The sequence below is a fragment of the Parazoarcus sp. PS-13 R2A genome (genome assembly GCF_057621855.1).
The window spans coordinates 219677-239309 of the sequence record NZ_JBYEXN010000002.1; the positions used below are offsets into that span (position 1 = coordinate 219677).

At 64.9% G+C, this 19633-nt stretch carries 14 protein-coding genes; 3 read left to right on the top strand and 11 right to left on the bottom strand.

The window, feature by feature from the left end; translation table 11 throughout:
* Positions 1 to 5: 5 nt before the first annotated feature.
* Positions 6 to 1658: a glucose-6-phosphate isomerase gene (pgi, locus tag AC22G6_RS02900; protein ID WP_487365543.1), complete on the bottom strand. Its 1653-nt coding sequence runs from the start codon at positions 1656 to 1658 to the stop codon at positions 6 to 8.
* 272 nt (positions 1659 to 1930) lie between these two features.
* Between pgi and AC22G6_RS02905 the strand changes: the two genes are divergently transcribed.
* Positions 1931 to 2899 carry a glucokinase gene (locus tag AC22G6_RS02905; RefSeq protein WP_487365544.1) on the top strand — a complete coding sequence of 323 codons (969 nt, stop codon included), beginning with the start codon at positions 1931 to 1933 and terminating at the stop codon, positions 2897 to 2899.
* 197 nt (positions 2900 to 3096) lie between these two features.
* On the opposite strand, the gene AC22G6_RS02910 is transcribed toward AC22G6_RS02905, so the two are convergent.
* The 9 genes from AC22G6_RS02910 to AC22G6_RS02950 all read right to left on the bottom strand — a co-directional run bounded on the left by AC22G6_RS02910 (position 3097) and on the right by AC22G6_RS02950 (position 15369).
* On the bottom strand, positions 3097 to 3480 hold the full coding sequence (locus AC22G6_RS02910; RefSeq protein WP_108949151.1) for a ribbon-helix-helix domain-containing protein: 384 nt from the start codon (positions 3478 to 3480) through the stop codon (positions 3097 to 3099).
* An 84-nt stretch (positions 3481 to 3564) separates the two neighbouring features.
* Complete coding sequence (locus AC22G6_RS02915) at positions 3565 to 4143, bottom strand: DJ-1/PfpI family protein (RefSeq protein WP_108971026.1); 579 nt, start codon at positions 4141 to 4143, stop codon at positions 3565 to 3567.
* 165 nt (positions 4144 to 4308) lie between these two features.
* Positions 4309 to 5811, bottom strand: a complete 1503-nt coding sequence (gene amaB / locus AC22G6_RS02920) for an L-piperidine-6-carboxylate dehydrogenase (RefSeq protein ID WP_487365545.1) — start codon at positions 5809 to 5811, stop codon at positions 4309 to 4311.
* Positions 5812 to 5842: 31 nt separating this feature from the next.
* Entirely contained in the window at positions 5843 to 6973 is a 1131-nt protein-coding gene (locus AC22G6_RS02925) for a saccharopine dehydrogenase family protein (protein ID WP_487365546.1), read from the bottom strand.
* A 115-nt stretch (positions 6974 to 7088) separates the two neighbouring features.
* Entirely contained in the window at positions 7089 to 8909 is a 1821-nt protein-coding gene (locus AC22G6_RS02930) for a TRAP transporter permease (RefSeq protein WP_487365547.1), read from the bottom strand.
* 90 nt (positions 8910 to 8999) lie between these two features.
* A complete protein-coding gene (locus AC22G6_RS02935) occupies positions 9000 to 9956 on the bottom strand; it encodes a TAXI family TRAP transporter solute-binding subunit (RefSeq protein WP_487365548.1) in 957 nt (318 codons plus the stop codon).
* A 269-nt stretch (positions 9957 to 10225) separates the two neighbouring features.
* Positions 10226 to 10735: a DUF302 domain-containing protein gene (locus AC22G6_RS02940; protein ID WP_487365549.1), complete on the bottom strand. Its 510-nt coding sequence runs from the start codon at positions 10733 to 10735 to the stop codon at positions 10226 to 10228.
* Between the two features lie 13 nt (positions 10736 to 10748).
* Positions 10749 to 12836, bottom strand: a complete 2088-nt coding sequence (locus AC22G6_RS02945; protein ID WP_487365550.1) for a TonB-dependent receptor family protein — start codon at positions 12834 to 12836, stop codon at positions 10749 to 10751.
* Between the two features lie 295 nt (positions 12837 to 13131).
* Entirely contained in the window at positions 13132 to 15369 is a 2238-nt protein-coding gene (locus AC22G6_RS02950) for an NADP-dependent isocitrate dehydrogenase (protein WP_487365551.1), read from the bottom strand.
* A gap of 430 nt (positions 15370 to 15799) precedes the next feature.
* Between AC22G6_RS02950 and AC22G6_RS02955 the strand changes: the two genes are divergently transcribed.
* Positions 15800 to 16489 carry a DUF3334 family protein gene (locus tag AC22G6_RS02955; protein ID WP_487365552.1) on the top strand — a complete coding sequence of 230 codons (690 nt, stop codon included), beginning with the start codon at positions 15800 to 15802 and terminating at the stop codon, positions 16487 to 16489.
* A 64-nt stretch (positions 16490 to 16553) separates the two neighbouring features.
* On the opposite strand, the gene yiaY is transcribed toward AC22G6_RS02955, so the two are convergent.
* Positions 16554 to 17705: an L-threonine dehydrogenase gene (gene yiaY, locus AC22G6_RS02960; RefSeq protein ID WP_487365553.1), complete on the bottom strand. Its 1152-nt coding sequence runs from the start codon at positions 17703 to 17705 to the stop codon at positions 16554 to 16556.
* A 290-nt stretch (positions 17706 to 17995) separates the two neighbouring features.
* Here yiaY and AC22G6_RS02965 point away from each other — a divergent pair, with 290 nt between their 5' ends.
* Positions 17996 to 19606 carry an FMN-binding glutamate synthase family protein gene (locus AC22G6_RS02965; RefSeq protein WP_487365554.1) on the top strand — a complete coding sequence of 537 codons (1611 nt, stop codon included), beginning with the start codon at positions 17996 to 17998 and terminating at the stop codon, positions 19604 to 19606.
* The last annotated feature ends 27 nt before the right edge of the window (positions 19607 to 19633 follow it).

Here is a 19633-nt window from a genome sequence, read left to right on the forward strand (position 1 = left end):
GCGAGTCAGGCCGGTGCGCGTGCCATCGCAATCAGGCCCAGGGTGGAAGCGTCATGTTCGCCCGCCGGGCCACCAGCGAGTTCGCCGGCGATGCGGGTGGCGATCTGCTTGCCGAGCTCGACGCCCCACTGGTCAAAGCTGTTCACATCCCAGATGACACCCTGCACGAAGACCTTGTGCTCGTAGAGTGCGATCAGGGTGCCGAGCGTGCGCGGCGACAGTTCGGGCATGAGCAGGGTGTTGCTGGGGCGGTTGCCGGGAAAGACGCGGTGCGGCACGAGCGCCTGTGCGGCGTCGGCATCCATGCCGCTTGCGGCGAGTTCCGCGCGCACTTCGGCGGCTGTCTTGCCGACCATCAGCGCCTTGCTCTGGGCGATGCAGTTGGCCAGCAGCAGTCGATGGTGATCGGGCAGCCCGTGGCTGGCCTTGAGCGGCGCGATGAAATCGACCGGGATGAGGTCGGTGCCCTGGTGCAGAAGTTGAAAGAAGGCGTGCTGGCCGTTGGTACCGGGTTCGCCCCACACGACCGGACAGGTGAGCGATGCGACCGGCTGGCCGTCCCGCGTCACGGACTTGCCGTTGCTCTCCATTTCCAGCTGCTGCAGGTAGGCCGGCATGCGCGACAGTGCCTGGGCATAGGGTGCAATGCACTGGCTGCAGGCGTTGAAGAAGCTGCGATACCACACGCCGAGCAGGGCAAGAATCACCGGCATGTTGGCTTCGAGCGGCGCCTCGGCAAAGTGCCGGTCCATCGCATGCGCGCCGTCGAGCATGGCTTCGAAGCCCTCGCGCCCCACGCACAGCGCAACCGGCAGGCCAACGGCCGACCACATCGAGTAGCGCCCGCCGACCCAGTCCCAGAAGCCGAACATGTTGTCGGCGGCGATGCCGAATTCAGCCACCCGGGCGGCGTTCGTCGATACCGCAACGAAGTGGCGGGCGATATCCTGCTCGCTGGCGCCGCCGGCGAGGAACCACGCCCGCGCACTGGCCGCGTTGGTCATGGTCTCGATGGTGGTGAAGGTCTTGGAGGCGATGATGAACAGCGTGCGCGCCGGAACGACCTTGGCCAGCACACGTGCGAGCTGGTCGCCATCCACGTTCGACACGAAGTGCATCCGCAGCCGCGGATGTCCATGTGCGGCCAGCGCCTCGCAGGCCATGGCCGGCCCGAGGTCGGAGCCGCCGATGCCGATATTGACCACGTCGGTGACCGCTTCGCCCGTGTAGCCCGTCCATTTTCCGTCGCGGACGGCCTCGGCGAAGTCTCCCACCCGTTTGCGCACCGCCAGCACCGCGGGCATGACGTCCTCGCCATCGACCTCGACCCGGCTGCCGGCCGGATTGCGCAGGGCGGTGTGCAGCACTGCGCGATCTTCGGTGTTGTTGATGTGCGCGCCGGCGAACATCGCATCGCGTGCGGCTTCAAGCCCTCTTTCGCGTGCGAGGGCGAGCAGGTGTCCGACGGTGTCCGTGGTGATCCTGTTCTTCGAATAGTCGAGTGTCAGGCCAGCAGCACGCAGGCAGAAGCGCTCGAAGCGCTGCGGATCGTCCTTGAACAGGTCGCGCAGTTGGGCTTCGGCAATGTCGGCATGATGCGCGGCCAGGGCCTGCCATGCAGGCGTGACGGGATGCGTAAGTACGGTGGTCGGGTTCATGTCAGTCACCAAATCCGCGGACGTGCTTGAGCGGCGGGTGGTCGCCACTGAAGTCCTGTCGCGCGGCACAGTTAATTTTTCTCATCAGTTACAAAGATACCGGAGTTGCCAATGCCATAGCACCCCAATCTTCACTTGCGGCCAAGGCAAGCGCGTGCAAGCAGCGCCGTATCAGGGGCGTATTGGAGGGGGCGCGCTTTCGTGCGAGACTGGGTTCCAGACGCTTGCGGGCTGCTCCGCATTGTCATTCAGCGCTTCAGAGCTCCTTTGCCATGCCCACTTCGCATCCTGACAGCTTTCCACGAATGGTCGGCGACATCGGCGGGACCAATGCCCGCTTCGCGCTCATTCATGGCCCCGCTTGCCTGCCGCAGCAGGTCGAGACGTTTCGCTGTGCCGACTTCGCCGGCCCGCGTGAGGTCATCGCGCGCTATCTGAAGGATTGCGGTGGCGTGCAGCCCGTATGGGCGGCAATCGGCATCGCCACCCCGATCGATGGCGACCAGGTACGCATGACGAATCACGACTGGGCGTTTTCGATCGAAGCGCTCCGCCGCGACCTGGGGCTGGCGCGCCTGTGCTTTCTCAACGACTTCACCGCGCTGGCGCTGTCGATCCCGGCGCTTGCACCGCATGAGCTGCGACAGGTCGGCGGTGGTCTGGCGGCAAAGGGGCGGGCGATCGGCGTCGTCGGCCCCGGCACCGGCCTGGGGGTGTCGGGCTTGCTGCCCAGCGGAAAGGGCTGGATTCCGCTTGAGGGCGAAGGCGGACATGTCACCCTAGCGGCCAGCACCGCGCATGAGGCTGAACTGATCGCGCTGCTTGCACACAGGTATTCACATGTCTCGGCCGAACGGCTGATCTCCGGGGCGGGGCTGCTTGCGCTCCATGAGGCGAACGCGACCCTGAGCGGGAGGGGGGGCGAGGCGCTGGACCCGGGCGAGATCACCCGCCGGGCCCTGAACGGCGAGTGCGAACACTGCGTCACCGTGGTGAACGACTTCTGTGCACTGCTCGGCACGGTCGCTGCCGACATTGCGCTGATTCTGGGCGCGCGGGGCGGTCTCTACATCGGCGGCGGCATCGTGCCCAGACTCGGCGCGTTTTTCGATGCCTCGCCGTTTCGTGCGCGGTTTGAGCACAAGGGCCGCTTCAGCGCCTACCTCGCGGAGGTTCCGACCTTCGTGATCGATGCGCCGTGGCCGGCCCTGATCGGGGCTGCGCGCAGTCTCGAAGACTGACGGGCGGTTGCAGACCGGTTTCGCAGCGATGTCCTGCAGCGCGAGACCCATCCCCGGAATTGCGTGTTCTGGCGTGCATCGCGAAACCCGTGACATCAAGGACGCCACGCAGAACATCAACCGGGTCGTGCCGTGCCGCGACGGGAGAAGGGCCGAGCTGTCAGGGCATGTAATCGGGCCGACGGGGCCGCCGGGCGTCAGGCCACGCTGCGCACCCGCGCGAGTGGCAGCGGTGCTCGGCGTTCGCCGGCGAGCACCGTGTCGGCGTCGAGCGAGCCGATGGGGACTGCGCGGTCGGCCGGGATCAGGCCGGTGACTTCGAGTTCGAGGTAGCGGGTGCAGCTCACGCGCAGGAATGAGGTGAAGTTGCTTCGATCCTGCAGCTTGCCCGCGGCGGTCAGTTCGTCGTGCAGGCGGGTGACCAGTTGCGGCACGGTGAGCCCGTCGCGCTGGCCGATTTCCTCCAGCACCTGCCAGAAGATGTTCTCCAGACGGATGCTCGTCGCGACGCCGCGCAGCCTGATCGAGCGGGCGCGGCAGGCGTAGAGGTCGGGTTCTGCATGGGTGAAGATCTGGCACATGTGCTGGTCCGCCGGGCAGTATTCTCCATCGCATTGTAGGCGCAGGCCCGGTGTGTTGCGACACCGGGCCGCGCCGGACATCGCTCAATGGGTGATGCGGGTGCCGAGCAGGGTCAGGAACTGGGCGAGCCATGCCGGATGTGCAGGCCACGCCGGAGCGGTGACCAGGTTGCCGTCGGTGACGGCCTGGTCGATCGGGATGTCGGCATAGGTGCCGCCGCCAAGCTCGACATCATGCCGGCAGGCCGGGTAGGCCGAGCAGGTGCGACCCTCGAGCACGCGCGCGCCGGCCAGCAGCTGAGCGCCGTGACACACGGCGGCGACCGGCTTGTTGGCGGTGAAGAAGTGGCGCACGGCAGCGACGACCTTGTCGTTGAGGCGCAGGTACTCGGGGCCGCGACCGCCGGGAATCACCAGTGCGTCGTAGCTTGCGGGGTCGATCTCGTCGAAGCTCGCGTTGAGGCTGAAGTTGTGGCCACGCTTTTCGGTGTAGGTCTGATCGCCCTCGAAGTCGTGAATCGCGGTGGCGATGGTTTCGCCCGCCTTCTTGCCCGGACACACGGCGTGCACCGTATGGCCGACTGCGAGCAGGGTCTGGAAGGGCACCATGGTTTCATAGTCTTCGCAGAAATCGCCGCAGATCATCAGGATTTTCTTGCCCATTGTCGTCTCCTCGAATTATTTGCCGGTCGTGTCAGCGATGCGGGCCACTGCAGGTGGCCGCGCATCGGCAGGCAAAGTCTGGGCGAATTCCCTGCGCCCGGGGTGGTATCCGGTTGTGACGTCCGCGCGTCCCCGTGCTCCGTGCTCACGGCGAAGACACGGCCCTCAGGAAGTCCCGAAGTTCACGCCCTGGGCCAGCGGCAACTGCGTCGAGAAGTTGATGGTGGCGGTCGAGCGCCGCATGTAGCCGCGCCAGGCATCGGAGCCCGACTCGCGCCCACCACCGGTCTCTTTCTCGCCGCCGAAGGCGCCCCCGATTTCGGCGCCGCTGGTGCCCACGTTCACGTTGGCAATGCCGCAGTCGCTGCCCACTGCGGACAGGAACTGCTCGGCCTCGAGCAGGTCGCGGGTGAAAATCGCCGACGACAGGCCCTGCGGTACGGCATTGTGGCGTTCGATCGCTTCGTCGAGATCGGTGTATTCGAAGCAGTACAGGATGGGCGCGAAGGTCTCCTCCAGGCTGTTGCGCAGGCTGTCCGTGCCTTCCACGATGGCGGGCCTTGCGTACCAGGCCTCGGGGTAGCGATCGCTCAGTACGCGTTCGCCACCGGTGATCGCTGCGCCCTGCGCGCGCGCCGCTTGCAGGGCAAAGGTCATGTTCTCGAAGGCCTGACGGTCGATCAGCGGGCCGATCAGGGTGTCGGGCTCGCGCGGGTCACCAATCACGAGGCCGGTCCAGGCCTTCTTCAGTCGCGCAAGCACTTCGTCGCGCACCTGCTGGTGAAGGAACACCCTGCGCGTGCTGGTGCAGCGCTGTCCGGCGGTACCGACCGCGCCAAAGGTGATCGCCTGCAGTGCGAGTTCGAGGTCGGCGCTTGGTGCAACGATGATGGCGTTGTTGCCACCGAGCTCGAGAATGGTGCGCCCGAAGCGCTGCGCCACCCGTGGCCCCACCTGTCGGCCCATCGTGCAGCTGCCCGTGGCGCTGATCAGGGGCACGCGAGGGTCGTCCACCAGCAGGCTGCCGGTGTCGTTGTTGCCGATCAGCACGCAGGACAGCCCCGGCGGCACGTCGTCCATGTCGCTCGCGGCCCGCTCGAGCAGGTGCTGGCAGGCCAGCGCGCACAGGGGCGTCTTGATCGAGGGTTTCCAGATGATGCTGTCACCACACACCAGCGCGAGTGCGGCATTCCACGACCACACCGCCATCGGGAAGTTGAAGGCGCTGATGATGCCCACCGGCCCGAGCGGGTGCCAGGTTTCGCGCAGGGCGTGCAGCGGGCGCTCGGAGGCGATGGTGCGGCCGTAGAGCTGACGCGACAGGCCGACCGCGAAATCGCAGATGTCGATCATCTCCTGCACCTCGCCTTCACCTTCGGCGATGATCTTGCCGCACTCAAGCGTGATCAGCGCCCCGAGCACGGGTTCGTGCTCACGCAGCAGCAGGCCGAAGCGGCGGATCAGCTCTCCCCTGCGCGGCGCGGGCACACGGCGCCAGCTATCGAAGGCGCGGCTGGCGAGGGCAATCTTGGTGTCGACGATGTCTGCCGTGTCGGGGGCGAGCTGTGCCAGCCGTGTTCCGTCGATGGGAGAATCCACCCACACGTCGCCGGCGCGGAGCACCGAGGTGTCGATGCCGAGATGACGAAAGATATCGTGCGTATTCATCCTGTTCTCCTTGAGCATGGGCGCGGCCGGGCTACATGGTCCTGCACTCGCCGCCGGTCGAAGCCGAGTCGGGTTCGACGCCATCGATCATGAAATTGCGTCCGAATCGGTTGCACATGAAATCGTCGAAGCGGATGTCCTCCTGGCGCACGAATCCGCGCTCGGGCAAGCGGCCTTCGACGAGCAGGTCCAGGGCGGCGCACAGGGCGCTGGCAGTGGTGATCTGGATCGCGCTGCGAAGGGTGCCGTTGATGCTGCAGCTGTAGATCTTGCGGGCGAAGGTCTCCTGCATCAGGTGGCCTTCGCGCATGCCGCTGACGTTGACGAACACCAGCACCACGTCCTGCATCGTCACCGGAATCGCCGCTTCGAGAATGTCCTTGAGCAGGTCCCGGCGCTCGCCCAGGCGCAGGTCGTGGAGCAGCAGCTTCATCACGTCGCGGTGTCCGTGGTAGCGCACCGTGCGGTAGTTGAGGTTTCTGACCCGGCCCTTGAGGGTGTCGCACAGCGTGCCGAGTCCGCCCGAGGTGTTGAAGGCTTCGTAGCTGTCGCCGTCGAGCGAGAAGTGCTCCAGCTCCTCGAGCGCGGGCATCTCGCGGCGCTCGCCGTTGACGATGGCTTCGCACGGGTTGAGATACTCGTTGATCAGCCCGTCAGTGCTCCAGGTGAGGTTGTACTTGAGCGCGTTCGACGGAAAGCGGGGCAGGGCGCCGACCCGCATGTGCACGTTGTGCAGGGTGTCGAAGCGGGTGCACAGATCATGGGCCGCGATCGAGATGAAACCGGGGGCGAGACCACACTGCGGCATCAGCACCGTGCTGGCATCCTGAGCCAGGTTGCGGATGCTGTGCGCGCTGGCGACGTCTTCGGTGAGGTCGAAGTAGTGCACGCCGGCACCGGCCGCGGCCTGCGCCAAGCGTGCGCTCATGCCGAAGGGGCTGGCGTTGATCAGGGCGTACTTGTTGGCAAGGAGAGGAGACAGCGCAGTGTCGTCATGGGCGTCGAGCGTCTCCACGGTCAGCGCCGGCAGTGCCGTGGCAAGGCGACCGAGCGCATCACCATCGCGATCTGCCACGGTGACCTCGTAGTCTCCGCAGGCACTCAGCAAGTCTGCAATCACTGCACCGATCTTGCCTGCCCCGACGATCAGGATCTGCTTCATGGCGTCCTCCCTGCAGGCATTGACCTGCTTCAGGGTGGGACATCATGGTGCCGAAATGGTGCCGGAACACCCGGCGGGCTGTGCCCGGCGACATCAAACGCTCGCCGGCGCTGTTTCAGATGCCGAAGGCGAAGATCACCACCATGCCGGCGGCCACCCACAGCGCACGCACGGTCATGGCTTCGCGGTGGATCAGGCCGCGGCTCACCATCCACACACCGATGCCGATCTTCACGCATGCTGCGAGCGCCAGCCATGGGGTCGAGCCGAGGGCGGTCAGCGAGGGGTTGGCGACGAAGGCAAGCGGCACGATGTAAAGGCCGACGCCGAGCGTCATGGCATGCCACGCAACCTTCAGCCACGGGGCGCCTGCCATGCCCGCCGCGATGAAGACCGCGCCGCACACTGGCGGGGTAATCGTCGACAGCAGCGCAAACCAGAAGATGAACAGGTGGGCCTGAAGCGGCGGCAGCCCAATCTCCATCAGCGCCGGGCCTGCAACTGCCACGCAGATGACGTAGGCCGCAGTCGTGGGCACTTCCATGCCCAGGATCAGGCAGGCCAGGCCGGTCAGCAGCAAGGCGCCCCACAGGTTGCCGCCCGACAGGCCGAGGATCAGCGAGGTGATCTTGACGCCGAGGCCGGTCATGTTGAGCACGCCGATGATCAGGCCCGCGCACAGGATGATGGCGGCGATGGTGGCGATCTGGCGTGCGGCATTGACCGCGGCCTCCACCAGCCGGCTGGCCCAGCGCGTCAGCGACGGACGCAGCTGGTCGTTGAACAGCAGCAGTGCTGCGCTGGCACCGGTGGCGGCGGCCCCCGCGTACTGCGGCGTATTGCCGGACAGGAACAGGATGCCCAGCAGCAGCCCGAAAGGCACGAGGAAGAACAGGACCAGCTTCGCCACACGGGCAAAGGGCGGGATGTCCTCGGCCCGCATCGGCTCAAGGCCGTAGCGGCGGCCGTAAAGGTCGCAGCCTGCCCACACGCCCCAGAAGAACAGCACCGCCGGCAGCAGTGCTGCCATCAGGATCTCGTTGTAGGTGGTGCGCAGCAACTCGACCATGATGAAGGCGCCTGCGCCCATCACCGGCGGCATGATCTGGCCGCCGGACGAGGCCACTGCCTCCACGGCGGCAGCGAGTGCGGGCGGATAGCCGAGGCGCTTCATCGTCGGCAGGGTGATGGCGCCGGTCGAGGCAACGTTGGCCGATGCCGAACCCGAGATCGAGCCGAAGAGGGCGGACGAGAGCACCGACACCTTGGCCGCACCCGCGCGCAGGCGACCTGCGAGCGCGATGGACGCGGCCATGAAACCCTGGCCGCCTTCGCCTGCGCCGATCACCGCCCCCAGGATGACGAACACCGCGACGACTTCGGCCGAGGTGCCGGTGAGACTGCCCCACAAGCCGCCTTCGGTAATCGTCAGCGTACCCAGGAAGCTGGCCAGCGGAATGCCCGCATGGCCGAGTTCGCCCGGAAGGTACTGTCCGAAAAGGCCGTATAGCAGGGCCAGCGCCGCGGTGGAGGGCATGGCCCATTTAACCTGCCGCCGCGCCATCTCGAGTGCCAGCAGGATCAGGCCCCAGGCCACCACGAACTGCATCGTGCCCCGCAGGCGGCCGTACTGCTCGTCCAGCGCCTCGTACTGAACCAGCACGTAGATGCAGGCGGCAAGGCCGAAAGCGCACAGGGCAACGTCGATCACCCGGCGCCAGCCGGTGGCGGGCTGCGCGGTGAACAGAAAGACGAAGGGCAGCACCGCGATGATGTGCAGCGGTCGGCTCACCAGGTGCGGGATCAGGCCTGCAGTCACCAGCCACAGGTGGAAGGCCACCGAGGCAAAGGCGAGCAGCACCATTACCGAGTGCAGGGACAGGAGTGAGTGCCGGGGCGCCAGGGCAAGGGCCGCAGCGGGGGAGGTGTCGGTCATGATCTGAAAGTGATGGCGCCCGCAGGAAGTGCGGGCGCGGCGGGAAACAGGGCAAGGCGGCGTCCGCGGACGCCGCACGATGGGGCCGGCTTACTTCAGCCGGTCCGGAACGGCAATGCCGGCTTCGGTGTAGTACTTGAGTGCGCCCGGGTGCAGCTTTACGGTGATGTTGTCGAGGAGGCTCGGCAGCACACCGCTCCACCACGGGTTGGTCTTTGCCATCTCGGCAAGACCTTGCCAGTAGCTGCGGGTCAGCTGGTACGCAGTGGCGTCGTCCATGTCGGTCAGGGCGTAGGAGATCACCGGCAGCGAGGTGGTGACGATGTCTTCGGTCATGCCCGGGTAGGTGCCCTTGGGGATCACCATGCGGCTATGTCCGGTCTCCTTGATCTGCTCGTCGCTCATCGACAGCAGAGTGACCGGCGAGCTTGCAGCCACTTCGACCACGTTGGGGGCCGGCCACGAACCCGCGGTGGCAAAGCCGTCGACCTGGCGGTTCTTCATCGCAGCGCCGGCGCCGGAGAGTTCGATGTCGATGACGTCGATCTTGCCTTCGAGCCCGAACAGCTTGAAGTTGCGCGCGGCTTCCGCGGCACCGAAGGAGCCCTTGCCGGTGACGAAGCGCTTGCCGGCGAGGTCGGCAAAACTCTTGATGCCGGCATCGTTGCGAACCACGTAGTGCATGGTCAGCGAGGGGATCGGGAACAGCGCGCGGATCTTCTTGAACGTGGCCTCTTCCGGGTCAAAGGGCTTTTCGCCGGCGACCGCCTTGTCGACGAGCGAGGGCGGCGAGGTGAACATGTAGTGCTTGCCGCGTGCGGCGGATTCCATCACGTTCTGCACCGAACCCTGGCTTTCCTCGACGGTGACGATGATGTCGCCCGCGCTCGTCTTCTTGACCGTCTCGCCGATCTGCACGGCCATCTGATAGTACGAGGTGCCGGCCTTGGCCGCCTTGAAGGTGACGCGGGTTTCTGCGGACGCGACCGTGGTTGCGAACGCGAGTGCCAGGCTTGCGCCGAGGGTTGCAATGCTTCGAAGCTTCATCTTCATCTCCGTTGTTGGCGTGATGTCCGCTGTCAGAGGACCGGTCGGGCGCAGAGACTGCCGCGTGCTTCTCTTTCTCGGGCGGCTTCGCCGATCGGGCCATGGGCCACCGGATAGCGGGCGGGTACTATCGCACAAATAGGTCGTTTCGCGCACCAGTTTCGGCTCATTGAAAGGCCTTGGCCGCGCACCGTCTGGCGCTGATCGCCTTGCACGGGAGTATATGGCTTAGGCGGTAGGTGCGTGACAGACGCTGCCGGGCGGCGCAATCAGCGCCCTGCGGGGGCGGCTGCGCGCTGAAACTGTGCCGCAGTGCGTGCGGCAATCCGGGCCAGCAGTGCATCGGCTGCACGGCCGCCCGCTGAATCGACACTGCGGCGGTAGCCGAGATACACGGTGCCCTTGTCGGCGGGAAGGCTGTAGACCGCGATCGACAGCGGACAGTGGGCGATGTTGTGCGCTGACTCGGTCGCCAGTTTCGCGGCAATGACCGCGCTGCAGAAGGTGTAGATCCGGGCTTCGGCGTAGAGGTCGGCGCGGTGGCCGAGTTCGGGGGCGGTGCGCGCCAGCATGTCGCCGAAGTGGCTCTCGGATGGTGCCGTGATGCCTTCTTCCGCAATCGCGTCAGTGAGCGCAATGCTGACATCGTCGACAGCGGCGTTCTCGATGGCGAGGACGACCGCGTCGGCGTCGGCGGCCCGGGTGCAGGGCGCTGCCATCAGGGCACAGACCATGCCGATGGCGAGCAGGGCCTTGCGGAGGCGTTGTGGCGTGCGCATGGCGGGCGCCGGTTCAGAAGCGGTAGGTGGCGCGAACGCCGCCATACACGCTGCGCCCTGGGCCCGGTTCGTAGTAGCGGCCGTTGCGGTCGCCGACGATCACCGAGCCGACGTACTTGCGGTCGAAGACGTTGTCCAGTCGCAGCAACTGGTTGAAGGTCCAGGGGCCGGACTGCTGTTCGGCACCCAGGCGCAGATTGACCAGGGTGTAGGCCGGCGCGGGGCGGTCGTCGTTGCTGTCATTGACCTGCACCTTGCTGCGATGCACCGCCTCGATGGCGGTGTTCAGGCCGGCAAAAGGCTTCCACGCCAGTTCGGCGTAGGCCGAAACCGCCGGTACGCCGGGAATGCGATTGCCGGATTCCACCGTGCCGAAGGCCTCGTCATACACCGCGCGCATGAAGGTCAGCGCACCACGCACGCTCACGCTGCGGGTCAGGCTGCTTTCCGCCGCCAGTTCGAGGCCCTGACGCAGGGTCTGCCCCGCATTGGTGTAGTCGGTTCTGCCACCGCTCGAGCCCGCGACCACGATTTCATCCTCGGTGCGGATCTGGAACAGGGCTGCGTTGATGCGGCCGGTTTCGCCCACGTAGGCCTTCAGGCCCAGCTCGATCTGGCGACTGCGCGAGGGCTTGAGGTCGAAATTGAAGCCGCCTGCGGCGGAATACGACAGCTCGGTCAGGGTCGGAGTCTCGAAGCCGGTGCCGATGCTGGCGTACAGGTTCAGCAGCGGTGTCGCCCGCCACAGTACGCCGAAGGCCGGCGTGGTCTTGCGGTAGCGCACCGTGCCGCTGTCGTCGCCATTTGCACCGACGATGAAGTTGTCGTCCACGTCGAACTTCACGTTGCTGTGACGCACGCCCAGCGACCAGTCCCAGTCGCCCTGCTGCCAGCTGGCCTGCACGTAGGGATCGAGACTGGTGACGGTGTCGATCTCGTCGCGGCGCAATTCTCCCTTTACGCCCAGCGTGTTGCCGATGAAGTTCTGGTAACCCTGACGGTCATCCTGCGAACGGTCGTAGTCGAAGCCGGTGGTGACCGTCAGCTTGCCGCGCTCCAGCGAGCGCTGTGCGATCCAGCGCGCGCCGAAACCATGGAAGTCGCGATCGAAATCGATGATGCCGCCTGCCTGGGTGATGGCGCTCTGCGCGACTTTCGGAATCGATTGATACTGGATCACGCTGCGTTGCCCGGCATAGGCCTGCAACTGCAGTCTGTCCTCGCCGAAGCGGCGTTCGTACACGGCGCCGCCCTGCATGTGTTCGATGCTCTTTCGTGTCTGATACTGCAGGGCAACGTCTTCAACCGCTGTGTCGTCACGCTTCCAGGTGTCCCAGGTGAGGCCGAGCGGGTCCTCGGTGTCGGGCTGGCGCAGGCCGCTGGCGATCAGGGTCAGCTTGCTGTCCTCGTCCGGGTTCAGCGTCAGCTTGGCAAAGCCTTGGTCGCGCGTTGCCGCGCTGTAGCGGCGCTCGCCATCGGTCTCGAAATGCGAGGCGTCGAGCACGTAGCCAATCCCGTCCTTCTCGCCTTCCGCGCCGATGTCGATCTTCAGCGTGCCGTGATCGCCGCCGGCGATGCCGCCACTCACGCGCGGCGTGCCTTTGCCGTCGCGCGAAAACAGTTGAATGACACCGCCAGCATGGTTGCCGTAGACGGTTGCGAAGGGGCCGCGCAGCACTTCGATGCGTTCCGCGGTATCGAGGTTGAAGGTGGCTGCCTGGCCCTGGCCGTCGGGGTTTGTTGCCGGGATGCCGTCCGCGATCAGCTTCACCCCGCGCACACCGAAGGCGGCGCGGGCACCGAAGCCGCGAACCGAGATCTGCAGATCCTGCGCATAGTTCTGCCGGTTCTGCACCACCACCCCGGGCACGCCTGCAAGCACTTCAGAGACGTTCACCCGCAAGCCCTCGGCCGCGTTCTCCGACAGCGGGACGCCTTCGACCGAATAGGGCACGTCGAACGGTGAAACCTCCACCCGGCTGCCGGTGATGACGATCGCGCCAAGTGGCTGATCCTCGGCCAAGGATGTGCCGGCAGTGAGGCCGAGGGAGAGTAGGGCGGCCAGCCGAAGCGGCGTCGTGCGGAGTTGGCGGTCGTCCATGGTCCGAATCCTGGTCGATTGTGGATCGCGGTCTGGCACATTGCCGTCCGCTGATGCGCTTCACTCTATTGGGTTTCGCGGCGCGCAGCCTCAGCACGTTCGCCGAATCCGTCTCATGATAATCATGAGATCACGGTCGGGCAGCTGACTGCCAGGGAGCAGGGGGTAGCGGTGCGAACGTCCCGCCAGGGGCGGGGCGATGGAGCCAGGAAAACAAAAGGGGCTGTGCTCGTCGCACAGCCCCTCTGTATTTACCGCTGGCCGGACACCGGTTGCCCGGCGTCCGGTGTCTGCATTACACGCGTGCAGCCTTCAACAGTTCGTTGAGGGTTGCGCTCGGGCGCATGACCGCCTTGCACTTGTCGGAGTCGGCGAGGTAGTAGCCGCCGATGTCGACCGCCTTGCCCTGAACCGACTTCAGCTCGTCGATGATCTTCTGTTCGTTCTCGGTCATCGATTTCGCGATCGGGCCAAAGTGCGCCTTCAGTTCGGCATTGTCGTTCTGCTCGGCCAGTGCCTGTGCCCAGTACATGGCGAGGTAGAACTGGCTGCCGCGGTTGTCGAGTTCGCCGGTGCGGGGCGAGGGCGACTTGTTGTTGTCGAGCAGCTTGCCGGTCGCACTGTCGAGCGTCTTGGCGAGGACCTTGGCCTTGTCGTTGCCGGTCTTGATGCCCAGTTCTTCGAGCGACACCGCCAGAGCCAGGAATTCGCCCAGCGAATCCCAGCGCAGGTGGTTTTCTTCGACCAGTTGCTTGACGTGCTTCGGTGCGGAGCCGCCGGCGCCGGTTTCGTACATGCCGCCGCCAGCCATCAGCGGGACGATGGAGAGCATCTTGGCGCTGGTGCCGAGTTCCATGATCGGGAACAGGTCGGTCAGGTAGTCGCGCAGGATGTTGCCGGTCACCGAGATGGTGTCCAGACCGCGGACGACGCGCTCCAGCGTGTAACGCATGGCGCGGACCTGCGACATGTGCTGGATGTCGAGACCGGTGGTGTCGTGATCCTTCAGGTACTTTTCGACCTTCTTGATCAGCTCGTTCTCGTGCGGACGATAGGGGTCGAGCCAGAAGATCGCGGGCATGCCGGAGTTGCGGGCGCGGGTCACGGCCAGCTTCACCCAGTCGCGGATCGGCGCGTCCTTGACCTGACACATGCGCCAGATATCGCCCTCTTCGACGTCCTGCGACAGCAGCACTTCGCCGGTTTCGAGGTCGACGATGTTGGCAACGCCTGCTTCCTGAATCTCAAACGTCTTGTCGTGAGAACCGTACTCTTCGGCCTGCTGCGCCATCAGACCGACGTTGGGCACGGTACCCATGGTGGTCGGGTCGAAGTTGCCGTTGGTCTTGCAGAAGTTGATCATCTCCTGGTAGATGCGGGCGAAGGTGGATTCCGGCATCACGGCCTTGCAGTCGTACTGCTTGCCGTCAGTGCCCCACATCTTGCCGCCGGAGCGGATCATCGCCGGCATCGACGCGTCGACGATGATGTCGTTCGGCGAGTGGAAGTTGGTGATGCCCTTGGCCGAATCGACCATCGCCAGTTCGGGGCGGTGCTCGTGGCAGGCGTGCAGGTCGCGGATGATTTCGTCGCGCTTGGACTCGGGCAGGGTTGCAATCTTGTCGTACAGATTGACCATGCCGTTGTTCACGTTCACGCCCAGCTCTTCGAACAGTGCGGCGTGCTTCTCGAAGGCGTCACGGTAGTAGATGCGGACGCAGTGGCCGAAGACGATGGGGTGCGAGACCTTCATCATCGTCGCCTTCACGTGCAGCGAGAACAGGACGCCGGTCTTGCGCGCGTCTTCGATCTGCTCTTCGTAGAAGTCGCACAGCGCCTTCTTGCTCATGAACATGCTGTCGATGATCTCGCCGTCGAGCAGCGAAATCTTCGGCTTGAGCACGATGTTCTTGCCGCTCTTGGTCGTCAGCTCCATCTTCACGTCACGGGCGCGGTCCAGGGTCATGGACTTTTCACCGTGATAGAAGTCGCCGTGCTTCATGTGCGACACGTGGGTGCGCGAAGCCTGGCTCCAGGGCTGCATCGAATGCGGGTTCTTGCGCGCGTAGTTCTTGACCGCGGCAGGTGCGCGACGGTCGGAGTTGCCTTCACGCAGCACCGGGTTCACCGCCGAGCCGAGGCACTTGCCGTAACGTGCCTTGATTGCCTTTTCTTCGTCCGTCTTCGGATTTTCGGGAAAGTCGGGAATCTTGAAGCCGCGGGTCTGCAGCTCCTTGATCGCTGCGCTCAGCTGCGACACCGAGGCGCTGATGTTGGGCAGCTTGATGATGTTGGTGTCCGGTTCCTGCGTCAGGCGAGCGAGCTCGGCCAGCGCGTTCGGCACTTTCTGCTCTTCGGTCAGATAGTCGGAAAACTCAGACAGGATGCGGGCCGACACCGAGATGTCGCTCTTGGCGATCTCGATGCCTGCGGGGCCGGTGAAGGTCCGGATAATGGGTAGGAAAGCACACGTGGCCAGCATCGGCGCTTCGTCCGTGAGCGTGTAGATGATCTTCGATTTCCCTGCAACCATATTGCTTCCCTCAATATTGATTTTTTGACCATGAATCCATGGCGACCCCCTGTCGCCACAGACGACGGCTGACAACGCTTCTGCAGTCGACTACCCGATATTATGCCCCTCACGCACGCGTATCGAAACCGGCACGCGCATGTAGGCACCCATTTTTCAATGTTTTAGGGGGGCGTCCGGCCCGGCGTCGCAGGAATGCGAGCTCGCGGCCGGGCCGAACAGTGGGCCGGCCGGCGACGCAGCGGTCAAACGATGGAGGCTGCGAGCAGGCGGTGCAGGGCGCGTGGGTTCCCGGTCACGATGATGCGTGCAGGATATCTGCGCTGATCCGCGGCGCAGTTTGCAGAATGGCACCATCAGGGCTGTGGGTATCGGCCGGGAGCGTGCTATATATTGGCCTACACTTCTTCGGCAAGGCTGCAGCAGAACGATGAGTACCGAAAACTACCCCGTTGTCTTTGGCACTGAAGACGTCCTCAGAAGCCTGTGCGATTCGGTGAGCAGGGTCCTGAGTGTGACCACGCAGAGCCAGATCCGTTATTCAGGCATGGTGCAGCGGATCTCGAAAACCTGTCTCAAGCCCGATATCGGCTGCTTTGTGCTGTTCGATGGTGGCTTTTCCGGGCTGGTCGTCATCAACTTTTCCGCGCAGGCGGCGATGGAGCTGTACGAGCAGTACATGCTGAACATGGGCATGTCCAAGGACGAGCTGACCACCAGCCACACCTCGGATGAGGTCAGCAACGTGATGGGCGAGCTGATGAATCAGTCCGTGGGCGATTTCACCGCCAAGGTGGCGCGCGAGTTGCAGACCCACATTACGCAGAATCAGCCCAAGATGATGGCGCTCAGCAAGCAGGTCATCCTGAGCGTGGACACCCATCTGGAGAAGCCCGAGGCGCGGCGCGTCACCTTCTTCACCGGTCGGAACAACATCTTCTACCTCGAGCTGGCCATCGACCGCACCGAGTTCATCAAGCTCAATGACTTCGATGCCAGCGAAGTGCCCGACCCGGACGCGCTGATGGATCAGGTTCATGGCGCAACGGCCGCACGGCCCGCGCCGGTTGTGTCCGGCACCAGCGAGCACGATGAATTGCTGAATTCACTCGGGATGTAGTGTCGTTCCCGTGGGCAGCCGAGCGCCGCACCGCAGTACAGACCCGGCGGCGCGGCGCTTTCGCTTACAGGGCGGCGCGATAGATTGCGCAGACCTCTTCAAAACTCGGCTGAACCGGATTGGTGAGGCCGCAGGCGTCTTTCATCGCGTTGGCGGCGAGAGTCGGGATGTCGGCTTCCTTGGCGCCGAGCTGTCCCACCCCGGCCGGAATGTCCACGTCGGCGGCCAGATCCCGGATGGCCTGCAGGCAGCGCTGGGCCGCAGCGTCTGCATCGAGCCCCTGCACGTCGCAGCCCATCGCACGCGCCACGTCGGCGAGGCGGGGCGAGGCCACGCGGGCGTTGAACGCCTGCACATGGGGCAGCAGGATTGCGTTGCACACCCCATGGGGCAGGTCGTAGAAGCCGCCAAGCTGGTGCGCCATGGCATGTACATAACCCAGCGAGGCGTTGTTGAAGGCCATGCCGGCGAGGAACTGCGCATAGGCCATCTTTTCCCGTGCCTCAAGGTCGCTGCCTTGCTTCACTGCCGCGCGCAGGTACTGGCTGATCAGGCTGACGGCCTGCAGGGCGCAGGCATCGGTGATCGGCGTTGCCGCGGTGGAGACGTAGGCCTCGATGGCATGGGTCAGTGCGTCCATGCCGGTGGCAGCCGTCAGTGAGGCGGGCATGCCGAGCATCAGGTCGGGATCATTCACCGACAGCACGGGCGTGGTGTTCTTGTCCACGATCGCCATTTTTACGTGGCGGCTGTCGTCGGTAATGATGCAGAAGCGCGTCATCTCGCTCGCCGTGCCGGCGGTGGTGTTGATGGCCACCAGCGGCAGCTGGGGTTTGGCAGACCTGTCGACGCCCTCGTAGTCGGCGATGGCGCCGCCATTGGTCGCCACCAGCGCGATGCCTTTTGCACAGTCGTGAGGGGAGCCGCCGCCGAGCGAAATGACGAAGTCACAGTCATTGGCGCGCAGCACTGCCAGGCCGTTGTTGACGTTCTCGACGTTCGGATTGGGTTTGACCTGGTCGTACACCACCGAAGCCACGCCGTGTTCGCCGAGCAGTTCGGTGACGCGTCCTACGAGACCGGCGCGCACCAACGGCACGTCGGTCACGACGAGCGCCTTTTTCCAGCCGTGCGACTGTATGGCCAGCGCGGCGTCCTTGAGACAGCCGCTGCCCATCAGGTTGACGCTGGGGATGAAGAAGATACTGGTCGTCATGATGTTGCCCCGAATGAAAGACAGAGTGAAAAAGCAGAGCGGAAGACGCACTGGTTCAAGCCTACGCGCCTTGCCTTGCTGACGTCTTGACGCAGGGCAAGGCTGCGTCCGGAGATGGCTGCAACCGCTTCCGCCCGCAATCATCGTGCGTGCATCGGAACCTGTTGCGCTTGGCCGAAAGGGCGCTGCTCCGGTTTGCCGGACAGAACTTTCTTTGTCGGTCGTTGCTGTCGACCACAGCCGTCGGCGCTATATTCGAGACATCCGCATCAGCCTGTACGGGAGCCCTCATGAGTCTGTCGCTGCTCAGTCGTTACGCATTTTTTGCGCTTTGCGTGTTGCTTGCCCTGAGCAGCCTGCCGTTTCTGCAGCATGAATGGGCGTGGCCGGTCACGCTCGTGGCCGGTGCGCTGAGCGTGGTCGGCATCATCGATCTGACGCAGACACGCCAGGCCGTCCGGCGAAACTATCCGGTGATCGGGAACATCCGCTACCTGGTCGAGGCCATCCGCCCCGAGATCCGTCAGTACCTGCTCGAAGGCGATCGTGAGCAGCTGCCGTTTTCCCGCGCACAGCGTTCACTGGTGTACGCCCGCGCCAAGAACCAGAATGCCTCCAAGGCCTTCGGCACCCTGGTCGATGTGTATCAGAGCGACTTCGAGTTCATCAACCATTCGATCTGTCCGGCGCCCAAGGCGGACCCGGCGCTTTTCCGGGTGGAGATCGGCGGGCCGCAATGCAGTCAGCCGTATTCGGCGTCGATCTTCAATATCTCGGCGATGAGCTTCGGCTCACTCAGTGGCAATGCGATCCGTGCGCTCAACAAGGGTGCGCGCCTGGGCGGCTTTGCACACGACACCGGAGAGGGCAGCGTCAGCCCCTATCATCGCGAACACGGCGGGGATCTGGTGTGGGAGGTCGGCAGCGGCTACTTTGGCTGCCGTACGGCCGATGGCCGCTTCGATCCGGTGGCGTTTGCCGCGCAGGCGCAGCAGCCCCAGGTGAAGATGATCGAGATCAAGCTCAGTCAGGGCGCCAAGCCCGGTCATGGCGGGGTGCTGCCGAAAGGCAAGATCACACCGGAGATTGCGGCCACGCGCGGTGTGCCGATGGGGCAGGACTGCATATCGCCGGCCGCCCACAGCGCCTTCTCGACCCCGATTGAGCTGCTGCAGTTCATCGCGCAACTGCGCGAGCTGTCCGGCGGCAAGCCGGTTGGCTTCAAGTTCTGCCTCGGCCATGCATGGGAGTTCATGGGCATTGCCAAGGCGATGATCGAGACCGGCATCCTGCCCGACTTCATCGTGGTCGATGGCAAGGAAGGGGGCACGGGGGCGGCGCCACTTGAATTCGCCGATCATTTTGGCGTACCGATGCGAGAGGGCCTGCTGTTCGTGCACAACACCCTGGTCGGGCTCAATCTGCGCGACAGAATCAGGATCGGCGCCAGCGGCAAGATCGTCAGCGCCTTCGACATCGCACGTGCGCTGGCGATGGGGGCGAACTGGGCGAACTCGGCGCGCGGCTTCATGTTCGCCATCGGTTGCATCCAGAGCCGCTCGTGCCACACCAACAAGTGCCCCACGGGCGTCGCCACCCAGGACCCGCTGCGTCAGCGTGCGCTGGTGGTCGAGGACAAAGGGCAGCGGGTGCACAACTTCCACCGCAACACGATGGAGGCGCTTGCCGAGATGCTGTCCGCGGCCGGGCTCACGCATCCGTCGCAGATCGACGCCAGCCATCTGGTGCAGCGCATCTCGCCGACGGAGGTGCGCCTGTACTCGCAACTGCACGTGTTCCTGAAGCCGGGGGAGCTGCTTGCCGGCCAGGTTGAGGGGCGATTCTACGAGCGCATGTGGGCAATGGCACGGTCGGACAGCTTCGAGCCGGTCAGGGCCTGAGCGCCGGGGCGACGGCGTCCGCTGCCG